This is a genomic window from Ruegeria sp. AI2 (genome assembly GCF_056541275.1).
In genome coordinates, this window is sequence record NZ_JBQFYB010000003.1 from 195,671 (window position 1) to 216,145 (window position 20,475).

A 20,475-nucleotide genomic window follows, 5' to 3' on the forward strand; every position below is an offset into this window, starting at 1 on the left:
CTCATGTCCAAATCCCAACGCACCCGTGAAATCTGCGCACTCGCCCCGATCGTTCCGGTTCTGGTTGTCGATGACGTCGCGCAGGCCCGCCCGCTGGCCGAGGCATTGGTCGCCGGCGGTCTGCCAGCGCTCGAGGTCACCTTGCGCACGCCCGCCGCGCTCGACGCGATCCGCGCGATGGCCAAGGTGCCCGGCGGCGTGGTCGGCGCAGGTACGCTGGTCACACCCGAAGATGTCCGCGCCGCCAAAGAGGCGGGCGCGCAGTTCGGCGTCTCTCCGGGCGCAACCGACGCGCTCATCGCGGCGTGCGAGGCCGAGGGCCTGCCGCTGCTGCCCGGCGCGGCCACGGCCAGCGAAGCGATGACATTGCTGGAAAAAGGCTATGACATGCTGAAATTCTTCCCGGCCGAGGCCTCGGGCGGCGCGCCCGCACTCAAGGCAATCGGTGCGCCCCTGCCGCAGATCAGCTTTTGCCCGACAGGCGGGGTGTCGCCGTCCAACGCCCGTGACTACCTGTCCCTGTCAAATGTGATCTGCGCCGGTGGCAGCTGGGTCGCGCCCAAGCAGATGGTCGAAAGCGGTGACTGGGCCGGGATCGAAACACTTGCGCGCGAGGCATCGAAGCTGGCGGATTGACGTCGCGAAGCCCCTCGGTAATGTGGGCGTCAACTCAGACAGGTTGACCCCATGACACAGACATCTGCCCTCTCCCAGGGGCGAACTTATTTGGCAATCCCGGGCCCTTCGGTGATGCCGGACGCAGTCCTGCAGGCGATGCATCGCCCGTCGCCCAATATCTACGATGGCGCGCTCATCGACATGATGCCCGACCTGACCCGCAACCTGCGCCGGGTTGCTCGCACAGGCCATGACGTTGCCATCTATATCGCCAACGGTCACGGCACGTGGGAGGCCGCGTTGTCCAACGTGATCGCCCCCGGCGAAACCGTTCTGGCTCCTGCCTCGGGCCGGTTCACCCATGGCTGGGCCGAGATGGCCGAAGGCATCGGGGCAAAGGTGCAGCTGATCGATTTCGGCACCTCATCCGCCTGGGATCTCGACCGAATTGCCGACGCATTGCGCGCGGATAAAAGCCATCAGATCAAGGCCGTTCTCGCGGTTCATGTGGACACATCAAGCTCGATCCGCAACGATATCCCGGCACTGCGCAAACTGCTCGACGATCTGGACCACCCGGCGCTGTTGATGGCCGATTGCATTGCCTCGCTGGGATGCGACCGGTTCGAGATGGATGAATGGGGCGTCGATGTCACGGTCACCGCCTGCCAGAAAGGCCTGATGACCCCCGCAGGCACAGGCTTTGTTTTTTTCAACGACAAAGCACAGGCCTCGCGGGCCGCCATGCCGCGTGTGTCGCGATACTGGGACTGGCAGCCGCGCGCCAATCCCGACCTGTTCTACCAGTATTTCGACGGTACCGCGCCGACACATCACCTCTATGGTCTGCGCGCCGCGCTCGACCTGATCCATGCGGAAGGGATCGAACAGGTCTGGGCCCGCCATGAGCGTCTGGCTACTGCCATCTGGGCGGCCTGCGAAACATGGGCCGAAGGCGGCGCGCTGCATCTGAACGTTGCCGACCGCGACCACCGCAGCCATGCCGTTACAGCCCTGCGCCTGACCGGAGGGCGCGGCACGGCCCTACGCGCGTTCACCGAACATCAACTGGGCCTGACACTGGGCATTGGCCTTGGGATGGAGGACTATGACAGCTGTTTTCGCCTCGGGCATATGGGCCATGTCAACGGGCAAATGGTGATGGCGATGCTGGGCGGTATGGAAACGGCCATGGCCGCGCTTGATATCCCCCGTGGCAAAGGCGCGCTCGAGGCCGCCGCCGCCGTCCTGGCCGCCTGATACACGTCAGACGAACAGCGCTGATCCGCCCCTTCATCTGGCCAAAAATATCCTCGGGGGGAATCGCGCATTGCGCGATGGGGGGCAGACAGCCCCCCTTTGCCCCGATGGCAAGACAGACCAGTGCTAGGCAGTATGTGACCGCACCTCCGCTAGCGCCTTGGGCAAGGCGGCCGCAAAAGCATCCAGATCTTCTGTTTCACCACAGCTTACCCGGATGCACCTGTTCTGGGGCGCTGCAAACGGCATCCGAACAAACAGACCCCGCGCAACCAAAGCCTCCAGTACCGCTCTGGCGAATTCGCCATCCCGCCCGCAATCAATCGTCACGAAATTGGTGGCCGAGGGCAACGGCTCCAACCCGTTCTCGCGGGCAATTGTCCCTATCCGCTCACGCGCCTCGGCGATCTGTGTTTGAATGTGCTCCAGCCAGGCGCCATCCTGCAACGCGGCCAGCGCCCCGGCCTGCGCCGCGCGGTTCATGCCGAAATGGTTGCGCACCTTGTTGAAGGCTGCGATCAGGTCGGGCGCTCCAATGGCATAGCCAACCCGCGCGCCCGCCATGCCATAGACCTTGGAAAATGTCCGCATCCGGATCACGCGAGGGTCGTCTGCGCTGACGGGTGCCGCTGTCCCATCTGGCGCGCATTCCACATAAGCCTCGTCCAGAATCAGCAGGCAACCGTCGGGCAGGGCATCCATCGCCGCCACGATATCCGCGCCGGAATGCCAGCTGCCCATCGGATTGTCCGGATTGGCCAGATAGACCAGTTTTGCCCCCACCTCGGCCGCCTTCGCAAACAGGGCCGCCGGGTCTTCGTGATCCCCGGCATAGGGAACCTTGTGCAGAACGCCACCGAACCCGGCCACATGATAATTAAAGGTGGGATACGCCCCGTCCGAGGTCACTACCGCATCCCCGGGCCCTACAATCAGACGCACAAGATAACCCAGAAGCCCGTCAATCCCTTCGCCTACGACGATATTTTCGGGGGTTACCCCATGATACTCGGCCAAAGCATGGCGCAGATCGTGGTTCTCGGGATCACCATACATCCAGATATCAGACGCGGCCTGCTCCATGGCCCGGATCGCGCGGGGCGAGGGGCCAAACACGCTCTCATTGGCGCCAAGACGGGCAATGAACGCCGCGCCGCGCTGACGCTCTTGCGTTTCGGGGCCCACAAAGGGCACGGTGGCGGGCAGGGATTGGGCAAGCGGGGTGTATCGAGGTCCTGTCATGCCTGCAGATAACCCCAAGCCCGAGCTTCGGGCAAGCGCGCACCTCATCCCGCGCGTCAGAACGTATTGAAACAAAAGTAAGGAGCGCAGATGCGCATACTGTCTGCCATTGTTCTTCTGGGCCTTGCCTATCTTCTGTTCTGGCCCGTTCCCGTTATCCCCGTCGCCGTTGAGATGCCGGAAGATGCCGGTTTCACAGGAGATTTCGCAGAGAACACAGCGCTGGACGCCGCGCAGCTGATCCGCCTGCCGGATGGGGAAACCGGCCCCGAAGATATCGCCATCCTGCCCGACGGCGCGGTCTATACGACCAGCCGGTCCGGTACGCTCTATCGGATTGACGGGGCTGAACCTGTTGTGGTCGACCAACTTGGCGGGCGTCCTCTGGGCCTCAGGGCCGGGCCGGATGGTGCGCTCTATATTGCCGACAGCTTTCGCGGGGTGATGCGCTGGACCGGGCCGGGCATGCTTGAATCCGTGGTGGCAGATATCGACGGTGCACCCGTGGTCTATGCAAACCAACTGGACGTAGCGCCGGACGGCACGATCTATTTTTCAAACTCCTCTGACCGGTTCGACCCCGAAACCATGGGCGGGACCAAGCCGACCTCGGTCCTGACCATCTGGGAACAGTCCGATAAAGGCTATGTCGCCCGTCACACACCCGACGGCAGAACCAAAAAGATTGCCACTGGATTCGTCTATACCAATGGCATTGCCCTCTCGACCGATACAGATTTCCTGCTGATCGCCGAGACCGGCCGCGCACGGGTGCACAAGCTGTGGCTCAGCGGGCCGAAAGCCGGTCAGCAAGAGGTCTTGCTGGACAATCTGCCGGGCTATCCCGACAATCTCGAAGCACAGGGCGATGGCACCTACTGGATGGCCTTCGCCAGCCCGCGTGTCCCGTCCGAGGCGCTGATGCCGTACCCCTTCCTGCGCAAGGTGATCTGGCGGCTGGGTCCGGCTGTGCGTCCGGCGCCGATCCATCGGGGTATGCTGGTGCAGTTCGATGGTGAAGGCACGATCCTGCGCACGCTACAGGATCCGCAGGGCCGTATTGGCATCACAACAGGGGGCCGGATCGTGGGCGATCAGTTCTATGTCATGACGCTCGATTCTCCCTGGTTCGGGCGGATGCCTGTCAGCGATATGCCCTGACGTCGCAGTGGAAATCGGCGTCCCGTCCGGGCATGGTCGCCGCAACTGAATTTCGGGAGGTCCCCCATGTCACGCGTATCCGTCACCTATCAAGACCATGTTGCCCATGTCACCCTGACCCGGGGTGACAAGATGAACGCGCTGGATGACGCGATGGTCAAGGCATTGCTCTCTGCCGGGCAAGAGGTCGCCGCCTCGGACGCCCGCGCCGTGGTTTTGTCGGGCGAGGGGAAAAGCTTCTGCGCCGGGCTCGACATGGCAAGCTTTGCCAAGATGGCCCATATGGACCCCACCAAATGGCTGACGACCCGCAGCCACGAAGATGCCAACGAAATGCAGGAGCTTGCCCTGATCTGGCGTCGCGTACCGGTGCCGGTGATCTGCGCCATTCAGGGTGTCGCCTATGGTGGTGGCCTGCAAATTGCGCTGGGCGCGGATATCCGTATCGCGCACCCCGAGGCGAAACTGGCGGTGATGGAGATAAAATGGGGTATCATCCCCGATATGGGCGGCATGGTTCTGTTGCCCCGGCTTGTGCGTTCGGACGTGCTGCGTCTGCTGACCTACACGGCCCGGCCCATCGGTGCGCAGCAGGCGATGGATTGGGGGCTGGTCACGCAGCTTTCAGATGATCCGCTGACCGAAGCTCTGGCCATTGCCGAGAATATTGCCGGTCAAAGCCCCTCGGCTATCCGTGCCGCCAAGCGGCTGATCGAAGTGGCCGAAACCCAGCCCCGTGCGGATGTTCTCAAGGCGGAATCCGCCGAGCAGGTGGAGCTGATCGGCAAGCCTCATCAGATGGAGGTCGTGATGGCGCAGATGCAGGGCCGCAAGCCCGAGTTCAAGTGATCAGCGCATGAAAGCCCGCCGTGCATCGCGGGCCATGTTGTAACGCATTTCCAAATCAGCGATCTCCGACATCGCGGCCCGGCGTTCCGCGGGGTCGGTCAGGGCCGGATACGCTTTGCGGGCCGCATCCAGTTTCTTTTTGATGTCGAACTCTTCGGGAAGAACCCCGGCTTGCGCCATGATCCGGTGCCCGGCGGCGATGGCTGGATCGCCCTGCGCCTCGCCGGACCGGTCGGGCAGGGGGTGACCTTCGCCGACAAGGCCCTGCAACTGCCCCTCGGCCTGTGCCTTTTTGATCTGGCGCTCCACCAGTTTTCCAAGTGAACCGAACATGGCGCAACTATACCCGGTAAGGGCGGGATACGAAAGCGGCTACCGAATTCTGTTGCTCACCAGATAGGCCAGCCCGCCGACCAGAAGGCCCCAGACCGCCGCGCCCAGCCCAAAGACCGAGATACCCGATGCGGTGATCGCAAAGGTCAGCATCGCGGCCTCACGCTCGGCCGGAACCTCAAGTGCTGCGAAAATCGAATTGGCCAGAACGCCGATCAGGGCGACACCGGTCAGTGTCCCCATCAACAGCGGATCGGCATGGGATGCAAAGCCGGTAATCGCCACGGCAAAGATACCGAATACACCATAGAACACACCACTCATGATGGCCGACCAGTACCGTTGCGCGGGGTCGGGGTGGCTGTCTTCATTGGAACACATCGCAGCCGTGATCGCCGCAAGGCAGGTGGCAGGTGCGCCAAATGGCGCAGATAACAGGCTCGCCCCACCCACGGATGAAAACAGCCTGCCCGGTGCCGGTGTATAGCCAAAGCTGCGCATCACCGCGATGCCGGGAATATTCTGGGTCGCCATCGTGACGATGAACAGCGGGATGGCGATCCCGATGGTCGAGGCCAGCGAAAAATTGGGCGTGGTCCAGACCGGTGCCGCCAGCCATCGCGCCGGGGTCACCGATGCGTCGCCTGCGTTCAGCACCACAACCAGCGCGGCGGCGACAACAGCCGCCGGAACAGCGAACAGCCGGTTGATCCGGCCCGCGATGAACCATGTCAGGATCACCGGCAGGGCTTGCGCGGGCAATTCGACTGCGGCCTGAAAGGGCAGAATGCAAAGCGGCAGCAGAACGCCCCCCAGCATGGCCTGTGCCAGAGTCGTCGGAATGGCGGCCGCCAGCCGCCCCAGTGGCCGCCAAAGCCCGGCCAGAACCGTCAGCGCCCCTGCACACAGGAAGGCGCCCGTCGCCTCGGCAAACCCCAGCGCCGGTGTCGCGGACACCGCCAGCAGCGCCGCCCCCGGCGTCGACCAGGCGACGCTGATCGGTTGCCGGTACCACAGGCTCAGCACAATGGCGGTCAGCCCCATTGCGATGGCCGCCATCATCAGACCCGAGGCCGCCTGCGCCGGAGACGCACCCATCGCGGCCAGCCCCTGCAACACGATAGGAAATGAACTGAAGAATCCGACAATGGCGACAACAAGCCCGGTCGAGACTGTCTGGAGCGGTGGGGCAAACTGGGTCATGACAGCCTCGGGCGGTTGGGGTTGGTGATTGCTAACAAGCGGCGGCAGGGACGGGCAAGGTCTGAACGCGCAAAAGAAAACCCCGCCGGATCAGCGGCGGGGTTTGGGGTATGAGTATTTTTGAAAAGATGAAGATCAGGCGATCTCAGCCAGACGGGCCAGCGCCTCGTTCAGCTTGGCTTCTTCTTCCTCGCGTGCGGCGAGGTTGGCTTTGGCTTCCTCGACCACCTCATCCGGGGCCGAGGCCACGAATTTGGGGTTGTTCAGACGCCCACGCAGGCCACCCAGTTCCTTGGCCAGCTTGCCCTTTGCTTTCTCCAGCCGCTCCTTTTCCGCGCCAATGTCGATGATATCCGCCAGCGGCAGGCCGAAGGAGGCTCCGGGGGCGGCAATCGAGATGGTGCCCTTGGGCAGCGCGTCCGCGCTGGTCAGGCTGTCGATGCGGGCCAGACGTTTGATCAGCGCCTCGTTGCGGTCCCACGCAGCTTGTCCGTTTGCGTCGATCTCGGTCACCAGCATCGGCACGTAAAGACCCGCAGGCACCCGCATCTGCGCACGGGCCGAGCGGGTGTTCTCGATCACCGAGATCACCCAGTTCATTTCACGATCCGCGTCGGCGTCGACCAGTTCGGTACCATAAGTCGGCCAGTCAGCGTGGACGACCATTTTCGCGCGGTTGCCGGTCAGGCCCCACAGCTCTTCGGTGATGAAGGGCATGATCGGGTGCAGCAGGACCATGCACTGATCCAAAACCCAGCGCATAGTGGCGCGGGTCTCGGCCTGTGCCTCTGTGTCGTCGCCTTGCAGCAGGGGTTTTGACAGTTCCACGTACCAATCGCAGACCTTACCCCAGACAAAGGCGTACAGGCCGTTGGCGGCATCGTTGAAGCGATAGCTTTCCAGTGCCGCGTCGACCTCTTCTCGCACGCGGGCGGTTTCGCCGATGATCCAGCGGTTGACGGCCGCCTTGGGCTGCAGGTCGGCCACGTCCAGTTGCGGGACGGCGTCGGTAAAGACCTCGTTCATCTCGGCAAAGCGGACGGCGTTCCACAGCTTGGTGCCGAAGTTCCGGTAACCGGTGATGCGCTCGCGGGACAGTTTCAGCACGCCGCCAATCGCCGCCATTGAGGCATTGGTAAAGCGCAGCGCGTCGGCACCGAATTCGTCCACGATCTCCAGCGGGTCGATGACGTTGCCGGTGGTCTTGGACATCTTCTTGCCCTTCTCGTCGCGGACAAGCTGGTGCAGGTAGACGGTGTGGAACGGGATCTGATCGACCACGGCCAATTGCATCATCATCATCCGGGCGACCCAGAAGAACAGGATGTCGAAGCCGGTGATCAATACGCTGGTCGGGAAATAGCGGTGCATCTCCTCGGTATCTTCGGGCCAGCCCAGCGTGCCGATGGGCCAGAGGCCGGACGAGAACCAGGTGTCGAGGACGTCGGGATCGCGCCAAACCGGGTAGACCAGCTTGGTTGGATCCTGTTCGACTGCATATTGTGCCAGGCTTTCCGCAAATTGATGGATGGCTTCCTGCTTGTCAGCGACTTCGATAACCGTCGCGTGGCTCAATGGACTTGGAATGTTTGCATTGTCATCCAGGAACTTCTCGGTAACGGCTTTCAGGTTCGCTGCACACTCCATGACGTTACCACGGTTCAGCATGCCGCCTTCGTTCAGTAAACGGCCCAGTTCGACTAGATCAAGGTCGCCATCGTTTTCGTCGTCCTCGAAGTTCTCAGCCGAGAGATCGAGGCCATACCAAACCGGGATCTGATGCCCCCACCACAGCTGGCGCGAGATGCACCAGGGCTCGATGTTTTCCAGCCAGTGGTAATAGGTTTTCTCGCCCGATTCAGGGATAATCTTGACCGTGCCATCCTTGACCGCATCCAGCGCCGGGCCGACGACCTTTTCGGCATCCACAAACCACTGGTCGGTGAACATCGGCTCGATGACGACTTTCGAGCGGTCGCCAAAGGGTTGCATGATCGGTTTGCTCTCGACCAGTGGGACAAGTGCCGGGCTGAAGTCCTGCCCACCGTCTTCGTCCTCTGTAGGCCGGGCTTCAGCCCGGCTCGATCCCAGACGCGGATCGTCCGCTGGACACATAACAGCCAGACCTTCGCGGGTGATCTCTTCGACCACCTTGGCGCGCGCCTCGAACCGGTCGAGCCCGCGCAGGTGATCGGGGATCAGGTTGATCGCGTCGATCTCATTCTCGGTGAACGCTTTGCCGCGCGCATATTCCTGCGCCTTGCCCGCCTCTTCGGCGTAAGGCGCTCCATCAGCCCGCATCGCGCCCTTGGTGTCCATCAGGCGGTACATCGGAATGCCGCAGCGCCTGGCGACCATATTGTCGTTGAAGTCATGCGCGCCGGTGATCTTCACCGCGCCCGAGCCGAAATCGGGATCGGGGTATTCATCGGTGATGATCGGGATCTGGCGGCGATGCTCTTTCGGGCCAACCGGAATTTCGCACAGTTTGCCGACGATCGGCGCGTAGCGCTCATCCGACGGATGGACGGCCACAGCACCGTCGCCCAGCATGGTTTCAGGGCGGGTCGTCGCGATCGAAATATAATCCCGCACCTCGCGAAGGATTACATTCCCATCTTCATCTTTTTCCAAATACTCATATGTCTCACCGCCCGCCAAAGGGTACTTGAAGTGCCACATGTGGCCTGGCGTTTCAATATTCTCGACCTCAAGGTCCGAAATCGCCGTCTCGAAATGTGGGTCCCAGTTGACCAGTCGCTTGCCGCGATAGATCAGGCCCTTCTCGTACATGTCGACGAAGACCTTGATAACGGCATCATGGAAATTCGGGCTGTTCTCGTGCCCGGTGCGCGGGTCACCTGGCGCGCCCGCCATGGTAAAGGCGTTGCGCGACCAGTCGCAGCTGGCGCCCAGGCGCTTGAGTTGTTCAATGATCGTGCCGCCGTATTCGCCCTTCCACTCCCAGACTTTCGCAAGGAATTTCTCGCGTCCCAACTCGCGCCGACCTTCGTTGCCCTGCGCCGCCAGCATCTTTTCCACTTGCATCTGCGTGGCAATGCCCGCGTGGTCCTGACCGGGCTGCCATAGCGTGTCAAAACCACGCATCCGGTGCCAGCGGATCAGGATATCCTGCAACGTGTTGTTGAACGCGTGACCCACATGCAGCGCACCCGTCACGTTGGGCGGCGGGATCATGATGGTAAAGCTTTCCTCGCGCGACCGGTTCGCGCCTGCCTTGAAGGCTCCGGCCTGTTCCCAGGCCTCATAGATACGGGCCTCGGCCTCGGCCGCGTTGAATGTCTTTTCCATCGCCATGGGATGCGTCCTGCGTCAACAAATTCGGGTCAGCGCCTGCAATAGCGAATGGAGACGGGAAGGGGAAGGCCCTGTGCGGCGACGATTGCCGAAGTCACCCCGTGCCGGTCGCCTCGTTTCCGTACAAGTGCGTGCTTTGTGCCGCGCCTTGTGTCATCGCCTTGGCCTGATCCTCCCGGATGCGGGCATGAAGCGCCAAGGCTGGCGGCGAAAACAACTCGGTCGGTGGTTTGATGAGGATGAAATTGCCCACCCGGTCTTCGCCCCGCGCCAAGACCGCGTAATCGCGATCCGCCACTTTTTGCTGCGCGTTCGGGTTCAGATACCGGATCGCCAGCCCGATCCGCCGATCGTCCGACATATTGGGCCCCGAGCCATGGATTGTGAGGCCATGGTGCAACGACATCTGACCCGGCTGCAATTCGATATGTGTCTTGTCCTCGTCTGCCACATCGACAGCCACCTCCTGCCCGCGCGACAGCAGGTTGTTGTCTGAAAACGTGTCGTTATGGGGTAGGATCGGGTTTTTGTGGCTACCCCTGACAAAGTCCATGCAGCCGCTTGCAACCGTGGCAGGCGACAATGCGATCCACGCGGTCACCTGATCCGGTGTTTCGCCCATCCCCCAATAGGTCAGGTCCTGATGCATTCCCACCACCTGGGTCGTGCGTGGCTCTTTGATGAATAGTTCCGCAGACCACAGCAGCAAATCCGGCCCCAGTATTCCTTCGACGACGTCCAGAACCCTGGGATCCAGTGCGATACGGGCGACCAGCGGCATCACCACATGGGCGTTCAGGCGTTTGTACATGTTCAGCGGCAGCGGAAGGTCAGCCACGCGCCAGGTCTTCTCGATCTGCTCCAGCTCGGCCCGGAACTGTGCGGTCTCATCCGGCGAAAAGACAGTGAGGGGAAAGGCAAACCCGTCTTGCCAATACGCGTCGACCGATGGGGCGTCCAGGCGGCCCTGTGACAGGGAAATGGGTTCGGGCATGGGGAACCTCCGGCAGGCTGTATCTTCAAACAGCCTACGAATCCCTCTGCGGCCCCCGCAATCCTGTTTACGACATCGGTGTCGCCACGCGCTTTCATGCAAGGCGCTGGACATAAGCGAGCGCAGGGCTAGTGTCGCCATCAAGGCAGTGACAGGAGCATCGCATGGAAAAATTCGGCAAAAGCCAGCCCGTCAAACGGACCGAGGATCAGCGGTTCCTGACCGGGCAGGGGCGCTATATGGACGATGCCGTGCCCGACAATGCGCTGTTTGCCGCTTTTTTCCGCAGCCCTGTAGCCCATGGCGATATTACAGCGCTGGATCTTGAGGCCGCGCGGGATGCTGACGGGGTGCGGCTGGTCATGACACTGGACGATCTTGCCGCCTCGGGCATCGACGCGGTGATGAATGCAGCAACCTTGACCAACCGCGACGGGACCGGCTCTGCCGCGCCGGATCGGCATATGCTGGCCAAGGACCGTGTGCGCTTTGTGGGCGAACCCGTGGCCGTTGTCATCGCGGATACGCTGGTACAGGCGCAGGACGCGGTCGAACTGATCTGGATGGACATCCGGGAACGCCCCGCCAAGCTGGACGTGAACGCGGGGGGTGAGGCCCTGCACCCGCAAGCGCCCGACAATCGCGCGTTTGATTGGGGTCTGGGGGATGAGGCCGCGACCAAGGCCGCCTTTCAGGCCGCCGCCCATACCGTGTCGCTGAACGTGCACGACAACCGCGTCATCATCAGCTCGCTCGAGCCGCGGGGCTGTCAGGCCGACTGGTCCGGCGGGCGTCTGCACTTTTCCTATGGCGGGCAGGGTGTCTGGGCGATGAAGGCACAACTGGCGCAAAAGCTGAAACTCGATGCGGATGCGATCCGTGTCACCACCCCGGATGTGGGGGGCGGGTTCGGCATGAAGGTGATGCCATACCCCGAATATTTCTGCGTGGCCGTGGCTGCGATGAAACTGTGCCAGCCTGTGCACTGGATGTCCGACCGGTCCGAGGCAATGCTGTCCGATCACCACGGCCGCGATCTGACCTCGCTGGCCGAGCTGGCCTTTGATGCAGACCACCGGATCACCGCCTACCGCGTCCACAGCAAAGTCAACCTGGGTGCCTATAACAGCCATTTCGCGCAGGCGATCCAGACAAGCCTGTTCAGCAAGGTGCTGATGGGGGTCTATGACGTTCAGACCACCTATCTCCGGGTCGAGGGGTTCTATACCACGACAACACAGGTTGACGCCTATCGCGGCGCCGGACGCCCCGAGGCGATCTATGTGCTGGAACGCGTGATGGACCGCGCCGCACGCGAACTGGGCGTTGACCCGTGGGAGTTGCGGCGCAAAAACTTCATCAGGCCCGGCGATTTCCCCTACACCTCTGCCACGGGTGAAACCTATGATGTCGGCGATTTCGACATGGTCCTGCGCCGTGCGGCCAGCCAGACCAGCGGGTTCGAGGCCCGCAAGGCCGCCGATGCCGAACGCGGTCTGATCCGGGGGCAGGGTCTTTGTTACTATATCGAAAGTATTTTGGGCGACCCTTCCGAGAACTCGAAGGTCGAGTTTTGCGAGGATGGCACTGTGAACCTTTATGTCGGCACACAATCGAACGGGCAGGGGCATGAGACGGTTTATGCCCAGTTCCTGTCCGATCAGACCGGCGTTCCGATGGACAGGATCACCGTCATTCAGGGGGATACCGACCGGCTTGGCCATGGCGGCGGAACGGGCGGCTCGCGCTCGGTGACGGTGCAAAGTACCGCGACCCTCGCCACCATTGACAAAATGATCGCCGCATTCACGCCTTATCTGGCCGATAAGATGGGGGTCGAGGACAGTGATGTGCGATTTGACCATGAAACATTCCGCGCGCCGGGCTCGAACCTGACGCCGACCCTGACCGAAGTCGCGGCCATGGCCCGCGCTGACGGGCGATTGGACTTGCTGACGCATGAGTCCCGCGCGCAACTGGATGCCCGCAGCTATCCTAACGGCGCGCATGTTGCCGAGGTTGTGATCGATTCCTTCACCGGCGAAACCCGTGTGGACCGCTACACCGTGGTTGATGATTTCGGAAATCTGATCAACCCGATGCTGGCCGAAGGGCAGGTGCATGGCGGGGTGGTTCAGGGCATCGGGCAGGCGCTGTCGGAACATGTGGTGCATGATGATCACGGACAGCTGCTCACGGCATCGTTTATGGATTACGCCTTGCCCCGCGCGGTGGACGTACCCATGATAAAGTTTACCTCGGCGCCGGTGCCGTCAACTTCCAACCCGATGGGGATGAAAGGATGCGGCGAGGCCGGCACGGTGGGCGCTCTGGCCGCTGTGGCGAACGCGGTTCAGGATGCGCTCTGGGATCACGGGGTGCGGCAGGCGGATATGCCTTTCACACCTCATAAAGTTTGGGAATTGCTGACGCATGAAACTGTCGCGGCTGAGTAGGAAGGTTCTGGGATGGCTCGGGCGGCCCTTACGGTCCGAGCACTCCGCCGAAACGCGGCACCGCGAGCCGATCAGCCACGTCATTATCCTTGATGGCACCATGTCCACCCTCGAACCGGGGTTCGAGACCCATGCCGGTCAGACCTATCGCCTGTGCTGCGAAATGGGCAGCAAAGTGTCGGTGTTCTACGAGTCGGGCGTGCAGTGGGAAAGCTGGAAATCCACCATGGACGTGATGATGGGCCGGGGCATCAACCGCCAGATCCGCCGCGCTTATGGCTATCTGGCGTCCCGCTACAAACCCGGTGACCGCATTTATTTCATCGGTTATTCCCGTGGCGCCTACGGCGTGCGCAGCCTGGCTGGGGTGATCGATATGATCGGCCTGCTCAAGGCCGAACACGCGACCGAGCGGAACATCCTGCAAGCCTACCGCCACTATGAATGCAATGTCAGCGGCACCGCCGCCCGCGATTTCCGCCGCAAGTTCTGCCACGACAACGTCAAGATCGAGATGGTCGGTGTCTGGGACACGGTCAAGGCGCTGGGCCTGCGCCTGCCGCTGCTGTGGCGCTGGGCCGAGGATCGCCATGCCTTTCACAACCACCAGCTGGGCCCTGCCACTCTGCATGGCTATCACGCGCTGGCCCTCGACGAAACGCGCGAGGTGTTCGAGCCGGTTCTGTGGCGATGCAAGCCCGAGTTCAAGGGCCATGTGGAACAGGTCTGGTTCCGTGGCACCCACGGCGATATCGGCGGCCAACTGAACGGCTATGAAGAAGCCCGGCCGCTCAGCAATATCTCGTTGATCTGGATGCTGGACAAGGCCGAGATGCACGGGCTGCCGATGCCCGAAGGCTGGCGCACCCGTTTCCCCACGGATGCCCATGCGCAATCGGTTGGAACCTGGCGCGGCTGGGGCAAGATCTTTCTGCTGCGCAAACACCGCAAGGTCGGGCGGGACCAGTCGGAACGCCTGCATGTCTCGGTCGCGCCGGATGAATTGCCGGGCTGGGTGGCGATGCCGAACCTGCCGACACATCCCGCGCAGTGAAAGGCTACCATGTGCCAGTGGCACCAAGATCACCGGCACTTCAATGTCAGGTTCGAGCCCAAAGCAGGACCCAAATTACAGTGTAACCTAGGCCTTGTAGACTTGCCGCCCGTCCATCCACGTCTCGGCCACTTTGATGTCTTTAAGACTGTCAGGGTCGACAGCGCGAGGGTCATTGTCGAGGATCACCAAGTCGGCGAATTTGCCCGGCTCCAAACTGCCGATCTCATGGTCGGAGAACAATTGCCACGCAGCCTCGGATGTGACCGCCCGGATGGCCGATTCAACTGAGATGCGTTCCTGAGGGGCTAGAACATAATCTGGCTCCTTCCATGTTTTCCGAGTGACCGCCATCTCGATCATGTGCAGCGGCACAGGGTCCGTCACCATGAAGTCCGAATGCAAGGAAAAGCCAACACCAGCGTCCTCGGCACTCTTGCATCGGTCGAGCAATTGCGCCTTTTCCTCACCAAAGATCTCATCGCGCATTGCAACACCCCAGTAGTGCACGTGCCCGATCAGAAAGCTGGCCGAAACCCCAAGGTCTTTCATACGCGCAATCTGTTCATCGTGCAGGATCGAGCAATGCTCGATCCGCGCCCGAACCCGTGACATGTCGACACCCGCGTCGCGGACGGCCTCACAGGCGTCGAGCACGTTGTCGATTGCAGCATCGCCGTTGCCATGAATCGCGAGCTGCCAGCCCTTGGTCGCTCTGTCCACGGCAAGGTCGATCAGGTCTTCACGGGCAGTGTAAGCCAGTCCACGACTGTTGGAATTCAGGTAGGGCTCTCGCTGAAGCCCAGTATATCCTTGGTTCGAGCCGTCAGCCACCAGCTTGTAGCCCGCAACGCGCGCGATGGCGTTTCCGGTGCCGGAGACCACACCAGCTGCGTCCCACGCCTCTACGCCGATGGTATAGAACGGATAAGACCGGATGCGCGCCGGAAGCCGCCCAGAGGCGGCGGCGCCAAGGAGCACCTGCGTATCCACAGGCGACTGCGAAAGGCCACCCAGACTCAATTCACTGACTGTTGTGAGACCATGTTGGCTCCACTTTGACAGCAGGCCGACGACAGCGTCTACCGGGTCCGTCGTGGCAAGCGCCGGGTACGCACTGAGGACTTGTAGAAAGGATACGTTGTTTTTCATGACGCCGGTCAGTTTGCCGTTGGCATCGCGGACGAACTCGGCACCCGGCGGGTTCTCAACGTCTGCAGGTACTCCAGCAACTTCGAAGGCTGTCGAGTTTGCATACGCGAGGTGCCCGGAGGCATTGAAGACGAAGATCGGATGATCCGTCGAGATCGGGTCGAGGTCGGCGAAGGTCAGTTCATCCAGACCTTCCTGCACCGCGGGATCGAAATTCCGAAAGACGAGCCATTCCCCGGCGGGCGTTTCGGCGACCCGCTGGCCAATATGGTCCAGAACCTCAGCCACCGTGGCGAACCGCGCCATCCCGACATATTCCATCACGGCGTCAACGACTGACCCGGCAATCACATGGGTGTGCGGATCGACAAAACCGGGCAATACGGTCTTGCCGGCCAGATCGACGACAAGCGCATCTGCACCGGCGACGGCCCGGACTTCGCCATCGGTTCCGACAGACAGAATACGGTTGCCGCGGATGGCGATCGCTTCGGCCTCGGAGAAGTTATCGTCCACGGTCAGGATAGTGCCTCCAGTGAAGACGATCGTCGTGTTGGATTGTGCTTGAACCTGTGCGGGCACAATCGCCGCGAGGCCTGCCGCTGCCGTACCGCCTTTCAGGAAGTCGCGCCGCCCGAGGCTGCCCAGATCAAAGCCCCAATTGCAGGACCAGCCGTCGCCCGATGCTGCCTTCTCCCTGAGGTCGCCGACAGCAACATTCGAGCGAAACAGCTTTCCGAAATCCGCGCTACAACAAGCGCATCCATAAACATGTTTGGCCATTTGGATCGGCTCTCAGTAACTTCTCAATTTGACGTGGCGCCTAGAAACCGCAGCAGGGTGGTCGCCGCAGTTTGGCAGACGATTGGCGACGAGTTAACGCTATAATCATTTGGAAAGTCAAAGGCAGCTTCGTCCGCAAAGTTGACGCTCCGAACTAAAACACCCTCGCAGCATTCAGCGAGGGTGTTTTCTTTGTAAGAGCTCGTTACGTCTTGCGTCGGTCTTGACTATGCAACGCTTCCGGCAAGAGGCGTGGCGAAACGCCTGCGCCCTTTTCACGTTCTATAGACATGATTTAGGTTCTGGTGTTCGCAATTACCGCCGCCGGTCGCGGCGCGAGCTCATGGGTTGGAAGGCCACGCCCACATGCGCCTCGCAATAGGGTTTGCCCGCCTCAACCGGCAGGCCGCAGAACCAGAAATCCTCGGTCGCGGGGTCGCCCACGGGCCACTTGCAGGTCTTCTCGGTCAGTTCCATCAGCGTCAGCTTCTTGGCTTTCTTCTCGATCTCGTTGACCTTGGCCAGCGCCTCGGGGCTGATCTCGTTGGCCGAGGGCTGTGGCGGCAGCGGCTGACCGGCGGGGATGATCTGGCGGCGGGCCGGAACGGCGGGTTTCGCCTCGGCAGCAGCAGCCGGGCGCGCCGGTTCTGTCTTTGGCATGGGTCTGGGCTTGGCTTCGGCCTTGGGCGCGGGCGCCGGTTTCTCTTTCGGTTCGGACTTGGCCGGGGCTGCGCCTGCTGTCCGGTTGGACAGGCCCAGGCGGTGGACCTTGCCAATCACCGCGTTACGGGTCACGCCGCCCAGTTCCTTGGCGATCTGGCTGGCCGACTGGCCTTCGCCCCACATCTTCTTCAGCAGTTCTACGCGCTCGTCTGTCCAGGACATCGTCAGCCTTTCAAAAGCGGAAAGCGGCCCCGGATTCGGGCCGCCTTGGGAATTCGTCTCAGCCCCCTATTCTAAACACTGCAGCCCGAGTTACAAGCTGTCTTCGAATCAGGTTGAGGGCAAAGCATGCAGAATCCCGCAGAACAGACCGCACGCAGCTTTGGGGCGGTCAACTGGATGGGGCTTTACACGCTGGCGCAGCGCGAAATCCGGCGCTTTCTTTCGGTCTGGACTCAGACCGTTCTGGCGCCTCTGGTCACGGCTGGCCTGTTCCTGCTGATCTTCACCATCGCCATCGGGCCCAGCCGCCCTGACGTCATGGGCGTGCCGTTTGTGGTCTTTCTGGCACCGGGAATCCTGATGATGACGGTGATCCAGAACGCCTTTGCCAATACCTCCTCTTCGATGGTGATTGCCAAGGTGCAGGGCAATATCGTCGACACGCTGATGCCGCCGCTGTCCCCGCTCGAGATCCTGCTGGGGTATCTTGCCGGTGGCATCGCCCGTGGCCTGATGATCGCGCTGGTGATTTCGGTTGCGTTGCTGGTTTTGCTGTCCATCGCGCCCCAGCACCCGTTGATTGCACTGATCTTTGTTGTTCTGGGGGGCGCCTTCATGGGCGCGCTGGGCCTGTTTGCCGGGATCTTTGCAAACAAGTTCGATCAGATGGCCGCGATCACCAACTTCATCGTCACACCTCTGGCTTTCCTGTCGGGCACCTTCTATTCGGTCGAGGCGCTGCCTCCTGTCCTGAACCGTTTGACCCATCTGAACCCGGTCTTCTACCTGATCGATGGGCTGCGTTACGGCATGATCGGCGTGTCCGACAGCTCTCCGTGGTTGGGCATGGCGGTTTGTGGTTTTGCCACGCTGGCCATCGGGCTGATCACCTGGCAAATGCTGCGTACCGGTTATCGGCTTAAGGCTTAACCGGTCTCTGCCAGCCTGTCGGGCGGCAGGGCAGGTTTGGGTTCGCCCAGCCGCGGATGCAAGCGGGCCGAGACAGCCCATGCCCCGAACAAGGCAATCCCGCCTGCCGCAAACACACCGGCCACCGGTGCCACCAGCAGGACCAGAGCTGCAACACCGGGCGTCAGAATGCCCGAGACATCGCGGTAACTGGAATAAATCGCCGACATCTCGGTTCGCTCAGACGGTTTAACGGCCATAAGGAAGGGCAATCCGGCGCAGATATCCAGAACGATCAGCCAGACAGACCCCAGAACCAGCGCAGCGACCGAGGCGACCGGCCATCCCGCCACCAGACCGGCTGCGAAAAAGCAGCCTCCCGCGGCTGCAAACCCGATGCGAACAGCCGACCTGAGCGACCGCGTCTGGACCCAGCGCAGGATCAACGGGGCGGCCAGCAGCATGGCGTTAGTGCATGACAGAAGGATGCCGCCCAGTTGTTCTCCCAGCCCGTTTTGGATGGCGAAAATGGGCAGGTAGACCACATATATCCACCACCCGCAGGACCGGATCATTGCAAACAGATATCCGGCTACCAGTCGGGGTTGTACAAAGAACCGGGGAAGAAAGGCCAACGGGTTGTTGGCCGGACCACGAGCCTTGGTGATCAGCTTGCCATTGCCCAGACGCATGCGCCAGAACTGCGCCAGCATGACCAGCGCCGCTCCGGCACTGATGACAAACGGGGCAGGGCGCCAAAGCTCCATCAGCAGAACACCGGCCATTGGGCCGCCCGTCCATCCCAAAGCGCTGTAGAACATGCGGCTGGTCTCGCACCGGCCAAGTTCGATCTTGCTGATGTAATCCAGCACATAGGTGTTGAAGCAGATGAAAGTGACAACCGCGGCCATGGTATTCAGGGCCAATGCGCCGACCACGGCCTCGGGGCTGCCCACGATCGCCAGCGATGCACCGCAGATGAACATGACGCAACCGGTGGAATAGGCCCATCTGCGCGGTACAAAACGGATCAGGAACGGCACCATCAACCCGACCAGCAGGGACAGGATGCCAATCAGGAAATACAGGAATGACACGGACGAGGCATCGCCCAGCGCCCGGTACATCGCCAGCGGAAAGACCGAAATCAGAATACCGCGCACCACGGCTTCGATTCCGGCCAGAATCCCGAAATCGCGCACCGATGGGGCAGGTGCGTGGCGTACCCATTCAGGTATTCGGCGTTCATGCATAACAAACTCGCAAATCAACTCAGCCCAGAATGCGCCGGCCGAGCTGCCGTTCATGGGGATTTGCGACACAAAGGTCGCCCCTGAACCGCAGGGGCGGATTTTTCAGTCAGGTCCGGCGGTTTACCGCCTCGCGCCAGACCAGGATCAGCCCTCCGGTCAGAATCGTGACCGCGCCAATCAGGCTGATCCGGTCAGGGATCACATCAAACACCGCAAAATCGTACAGCGCGGCAAAAATCAGTGTGGCATAGCTGATCGGGGCCACGAATGACGCATCCGCACGTGCCATGCCGTTGATGAAACAAACCTGCGCGCAGGCCATCAGCAGGCCGATCCCCACCAGCGCAACCCATTGCTGTGGCGTAGGCATGTGAAACACAAAGCTGACCGCGACCGTGGCGATCACCAGCCCCATCGTGTTGTTGATCAGCAGAATCTGGATCGGGGCCTCGCGCCCCGACAGTTTCTTGATAAAGATCAGCTCCATCCCGATAAACGCCGCCGCAGCCAGCGCCAGAAGGGCGGCGGGCTGAAAACTTGCAGGTGTCGGGCGCAGCAGGATTACCGCACCCACAAGGGCCACGGCCGCCGCCAGCCAGCGCCACGGGCCAACGCGTTCCCCCAATAGCGGAATGGCCAGGACCATGCCAAAGACCGGGTTCAGAAAGGAGATCGCCGTCGCATCCGCCATCGGAATGAACGCAACAGACGCGAACATCAACGTCACTCCGGCCCAGCCAAAGCTGGTTCGCCCGACATGCAGCCCCCAATGGGGCCGCCCCAGCCGGGGACGAAACACTGCGACTGCCGACAGGATGGCAAGCAGAGCAAACAGAAACCGTCCGTGACTGATCTGCATCGCGTGCAAGGGAGGCCCGATTGTATCCGTCCCCAAGGCCTTGGCCAACAGCGTCGTCGCCGCGATAAAGGCGGTCGCGACAAAAATCAGCCCTGCGGCCAAAGCAGGATTTTGCGCCTTCGGGGTGAACATGGGCGAAAGCGGTG

The 20,475-nt window shown here is 61.7% G+C and carries 16 protein-coding genes; 7 read left to right on the forward strand and 9 right to left on the reverse strand.

Annotation, left to right across the window (positions count from 1 at the left end; all coding sequences use genetic code 11):
• The first annotated feature begins 3 nt into the window (after positions 1-3).
• Complete coding sequence (locus ACR0LL_RS09820; protein ID WP_480586208.1) at positions 4-636, forward strand: bifunctional 4-hydroxy-2-oxoglutarate aldolase/2-dehydro-3-deoxy-phosphogluconate aldolase; 633 nt, start codon at positions 4-6, stop codon at positions 634-636.
• Between the two features lie 51 nt (positions 637-687).
• The gene (locus ACR0LL_RS09825; RefSeq protein ID WP_480586210.1) at positions 688-1,878 is read left to right on the forward strand and encodes a pyridoxal-phosphate-dependent aminotransferase family protein; all 1,191 of its coding nucleotides are present in this window, start codon (positions 688-690) and stop codon (positions 1,876-1,878) included.
• 126 nt (positions 1,879-2,004) lie between these two features.
• Here ACR0LL_RS09825 and ACR0LL_RS09830 read toward each other — a convergent pair whose 3' ends face one another.
• Positions 2,005-3,120 carry a pyridoxal phosphate-dependent aminotransferase gene (locus ACR0LL_RS09830; RefSeq protein WP_480586213.1) on the reverse strand — a complete coding sequence of 372 codons (1,116 nt, stop codon included), beginning with the start codon at positions 3,118-3,120 and terminating at the stop codon, positions 2,005-2,007.
• A gap of 90 nt (positions 3,121-3,210) precedes the next feature.
• Between ACR0LL_RS09830 and ACR0LL_RS09835 the strand changes: the two genes are divergently transcribed.
• Both ACR0LL_RS09835 and ACR0LL_RS09840 read left to right on the forward strand, forming a co-directional pair.
• Positions 3,211-4,281 carry an SMP-30/gluconolactonase/LRE family protein gene (locus ACR0LL_RS09835; RefSeq protein WP_480586216.1) on the forward strand — a complete coding sequence of 357 codons (1,071 nt, stop codon included), beginning with the start codon at positions 3,211-3,213 and terminating at the stop codon, positions 4,279-4,281.
• A gap of 66 nt (positions 4,282-4,347) precedes the next feature.
• On the forward strand, positions 4,348-5,130 hold the full coding sequence (locus tag ACR0LL_RS09840; RefSeq protein ID WP_480586219.1) for a crotonase/enoyl-CoA hydratase family protein: 783 nt from the start codon (positions 4,348-4,350) through the stop codon (positions 5,128-5,130).
• Here ACR0LL_RS09840 and ACR0LL_RS09845 read toward each other — a convergent pair whose 3' ends face one another.
• The 4 genes from ACR0LL_RS09845 to ACR0LL_RS09860 all read right to left on the reverse strand — a co-directional run bounded on the left by ACR0LL_RS09845 (position 5,131) and on the right by ACR0LL_RS09860 (position 10,978).
• Positions 5,131-5,463, reverse strand: a complete 333-nt coding sequence (locus tag ACR0LL_RS09845; RefSeq protein ID WP_480507803.1) for a DnaJ family domain-containing protein — start codon at positions 5,461-5,463, stop codon at positions 5,131-5,133.
• A gap of 39 nt (positions 5,464-5,502) precedes the next feature.
• Positions 5,503-6,666 carry a benzoate/H(+) symporter BenE family transporter gene (locus ACR0LL_RS09850; protein WP_480586222.1) on the reverse strand — a complete coding sequence of 388 codons (1,164 nt, stop codon included), beginning with the start codon at positions 6,664-6,666 and terminating at the stop codon, positions 5,503-5,505.
• Between the two features lie 135 nt (positions 6,667-6,801).
• On the reverse strand, positions 6,802-9,984 hold the full coding sequence (locus ACR0LL_RS09855; RefSeq protein WP_480586224.1) for a valine--tRNA ligase: 3,183 nt from the start codon (positions 9,982-9,984) through the stop codon (positions 6,802-6,804).
• Positions 9,985-10,078: 94 nt separating this feature from the next.
• Positions 10,079-10,978, reverse strand: a complete 900-nt coding sequence (locus tag ACR0LL_RS09860) for a phytanoyl-CoA dioxygenase family protein (RefSeq protein WP_480586227.1) — start codon at positions 10,976-10,978, stop codon at positions 10,079-10,081.
• Positions 10,979-11,142: 164 nt separating this feature from the next.
• Between ACR0LL_RS09860 and ACR0LL_RS09865 the strand changes: the two genes are divergently transcribed.
• Both ACR0LL_RS09865 and ACR0LL_RS09870 read left to right on the forward strand, forming a co-directional pair.
• The gene (locus ACR0LL_RS09865) at positions 11,143-13,434 is read left to right on the forward strand and encodes a xanthine dehydrogenase family protein molybdopterin-binding subunit (protein WP_480586230.1); all 2,292 of its coding nucleotides are present in this window, start codon (positions 11,143-11,145) and stop codon (positions 13,432-13,434) included.
• Positions 13,412-14,488, forward strand: coding sequence for a DUF2235 domain-containing protein (locus ACR0LL_RS09870; RefSeq protein ID WP_267363459.1), 1,077 nt, complete (start codon positions 13,412-13,414; stop codon positions 14,486-14,488). Before ACR0LL_RS09865 ends, ACR0LL_RS09870 begins: the two co-directional genes overlap by 23 nt.
• Positions 14,489-14,575: 87 nt before the next feature.
• Here ACR0LL_RS09870 and ACR0LL_RS09875 read toward each other — a convergent pair whose 3' ends face one another.
• Together ACR0LL_RS09875 and ACR0LL_RS09880 are read right to left on the reverse strand one after the other, a co-directional pair.
• Positions 14,576-16,423 (reverse strand): amidohydrolase, encoded by a 1,848-nt coding sequence (locus ACR0LL_RS09875; RefSeq protein WP_480586232.1) that lies wholly within the window; start codon positions 16,421-16,423, stop codon positions 14,576-14,578.
• Positions 16,424-16,738: 315 nt separating this feature from the next.
• Positions 16,739-17,308: a GcrA family cell cycle regulator gene (locus ACR0LL_RS09880; RefSeq protein ID WP_267363457.1), complete on the reverse strand. Its 570-nt coding sequence runs from the start codon at positions 17,306-17,308 to the stop codon at positions 16,739-16,741.
• A 126-nt stretch (positions 17,309-17,434) separates the two neighbouring features.
• Between ACR0LL_RS09880 and ACR0LL_RS09885 the strand changes: the two genes are divergently transcribed.
• Positions 17,435-18,238 (forward strand): ABC transporter permease, encoded by an 804-nt coding sequence (locus tag ACR0LL_RS09885; protein ID WP_209598149.1) that lies wholly within the window; start codon positions 17,435-17,437, stop codon positions 18,236-18,238.
• Here the strand turns inward: ACR0LL_RS09885 and ACR0LL_RS09890 are convergent.
• The gene (locus ACR0LL_RS09890; protein WP_267363481.1) at positions 18,235-19,470 is read right to left on the reverse strand and encodes an MFS transporter; all 1,236 of its coding nucleotides are present in this window, start codon (positions 19,468-19,470) and stop codon (positions 18,235-18,237) included. The two genes, ACR0LL_RS09885 and ACR0LL_RS09890, sit on opposite strands and share 4 nt — an antisense overlap.
• Positions 19,471-19,576: 106 nt before the next feature.
• Entirely contained in the window at positions 19,577-20,461 is an 885-nt protein-coding gene (locus tag ACR0LL_RS09895) for a DMT family transporter (protein ID WP_480586235.1), read from the reverse strand.
• Positions 20,462-20,475 lie beyond the last annotated feature (14 nt).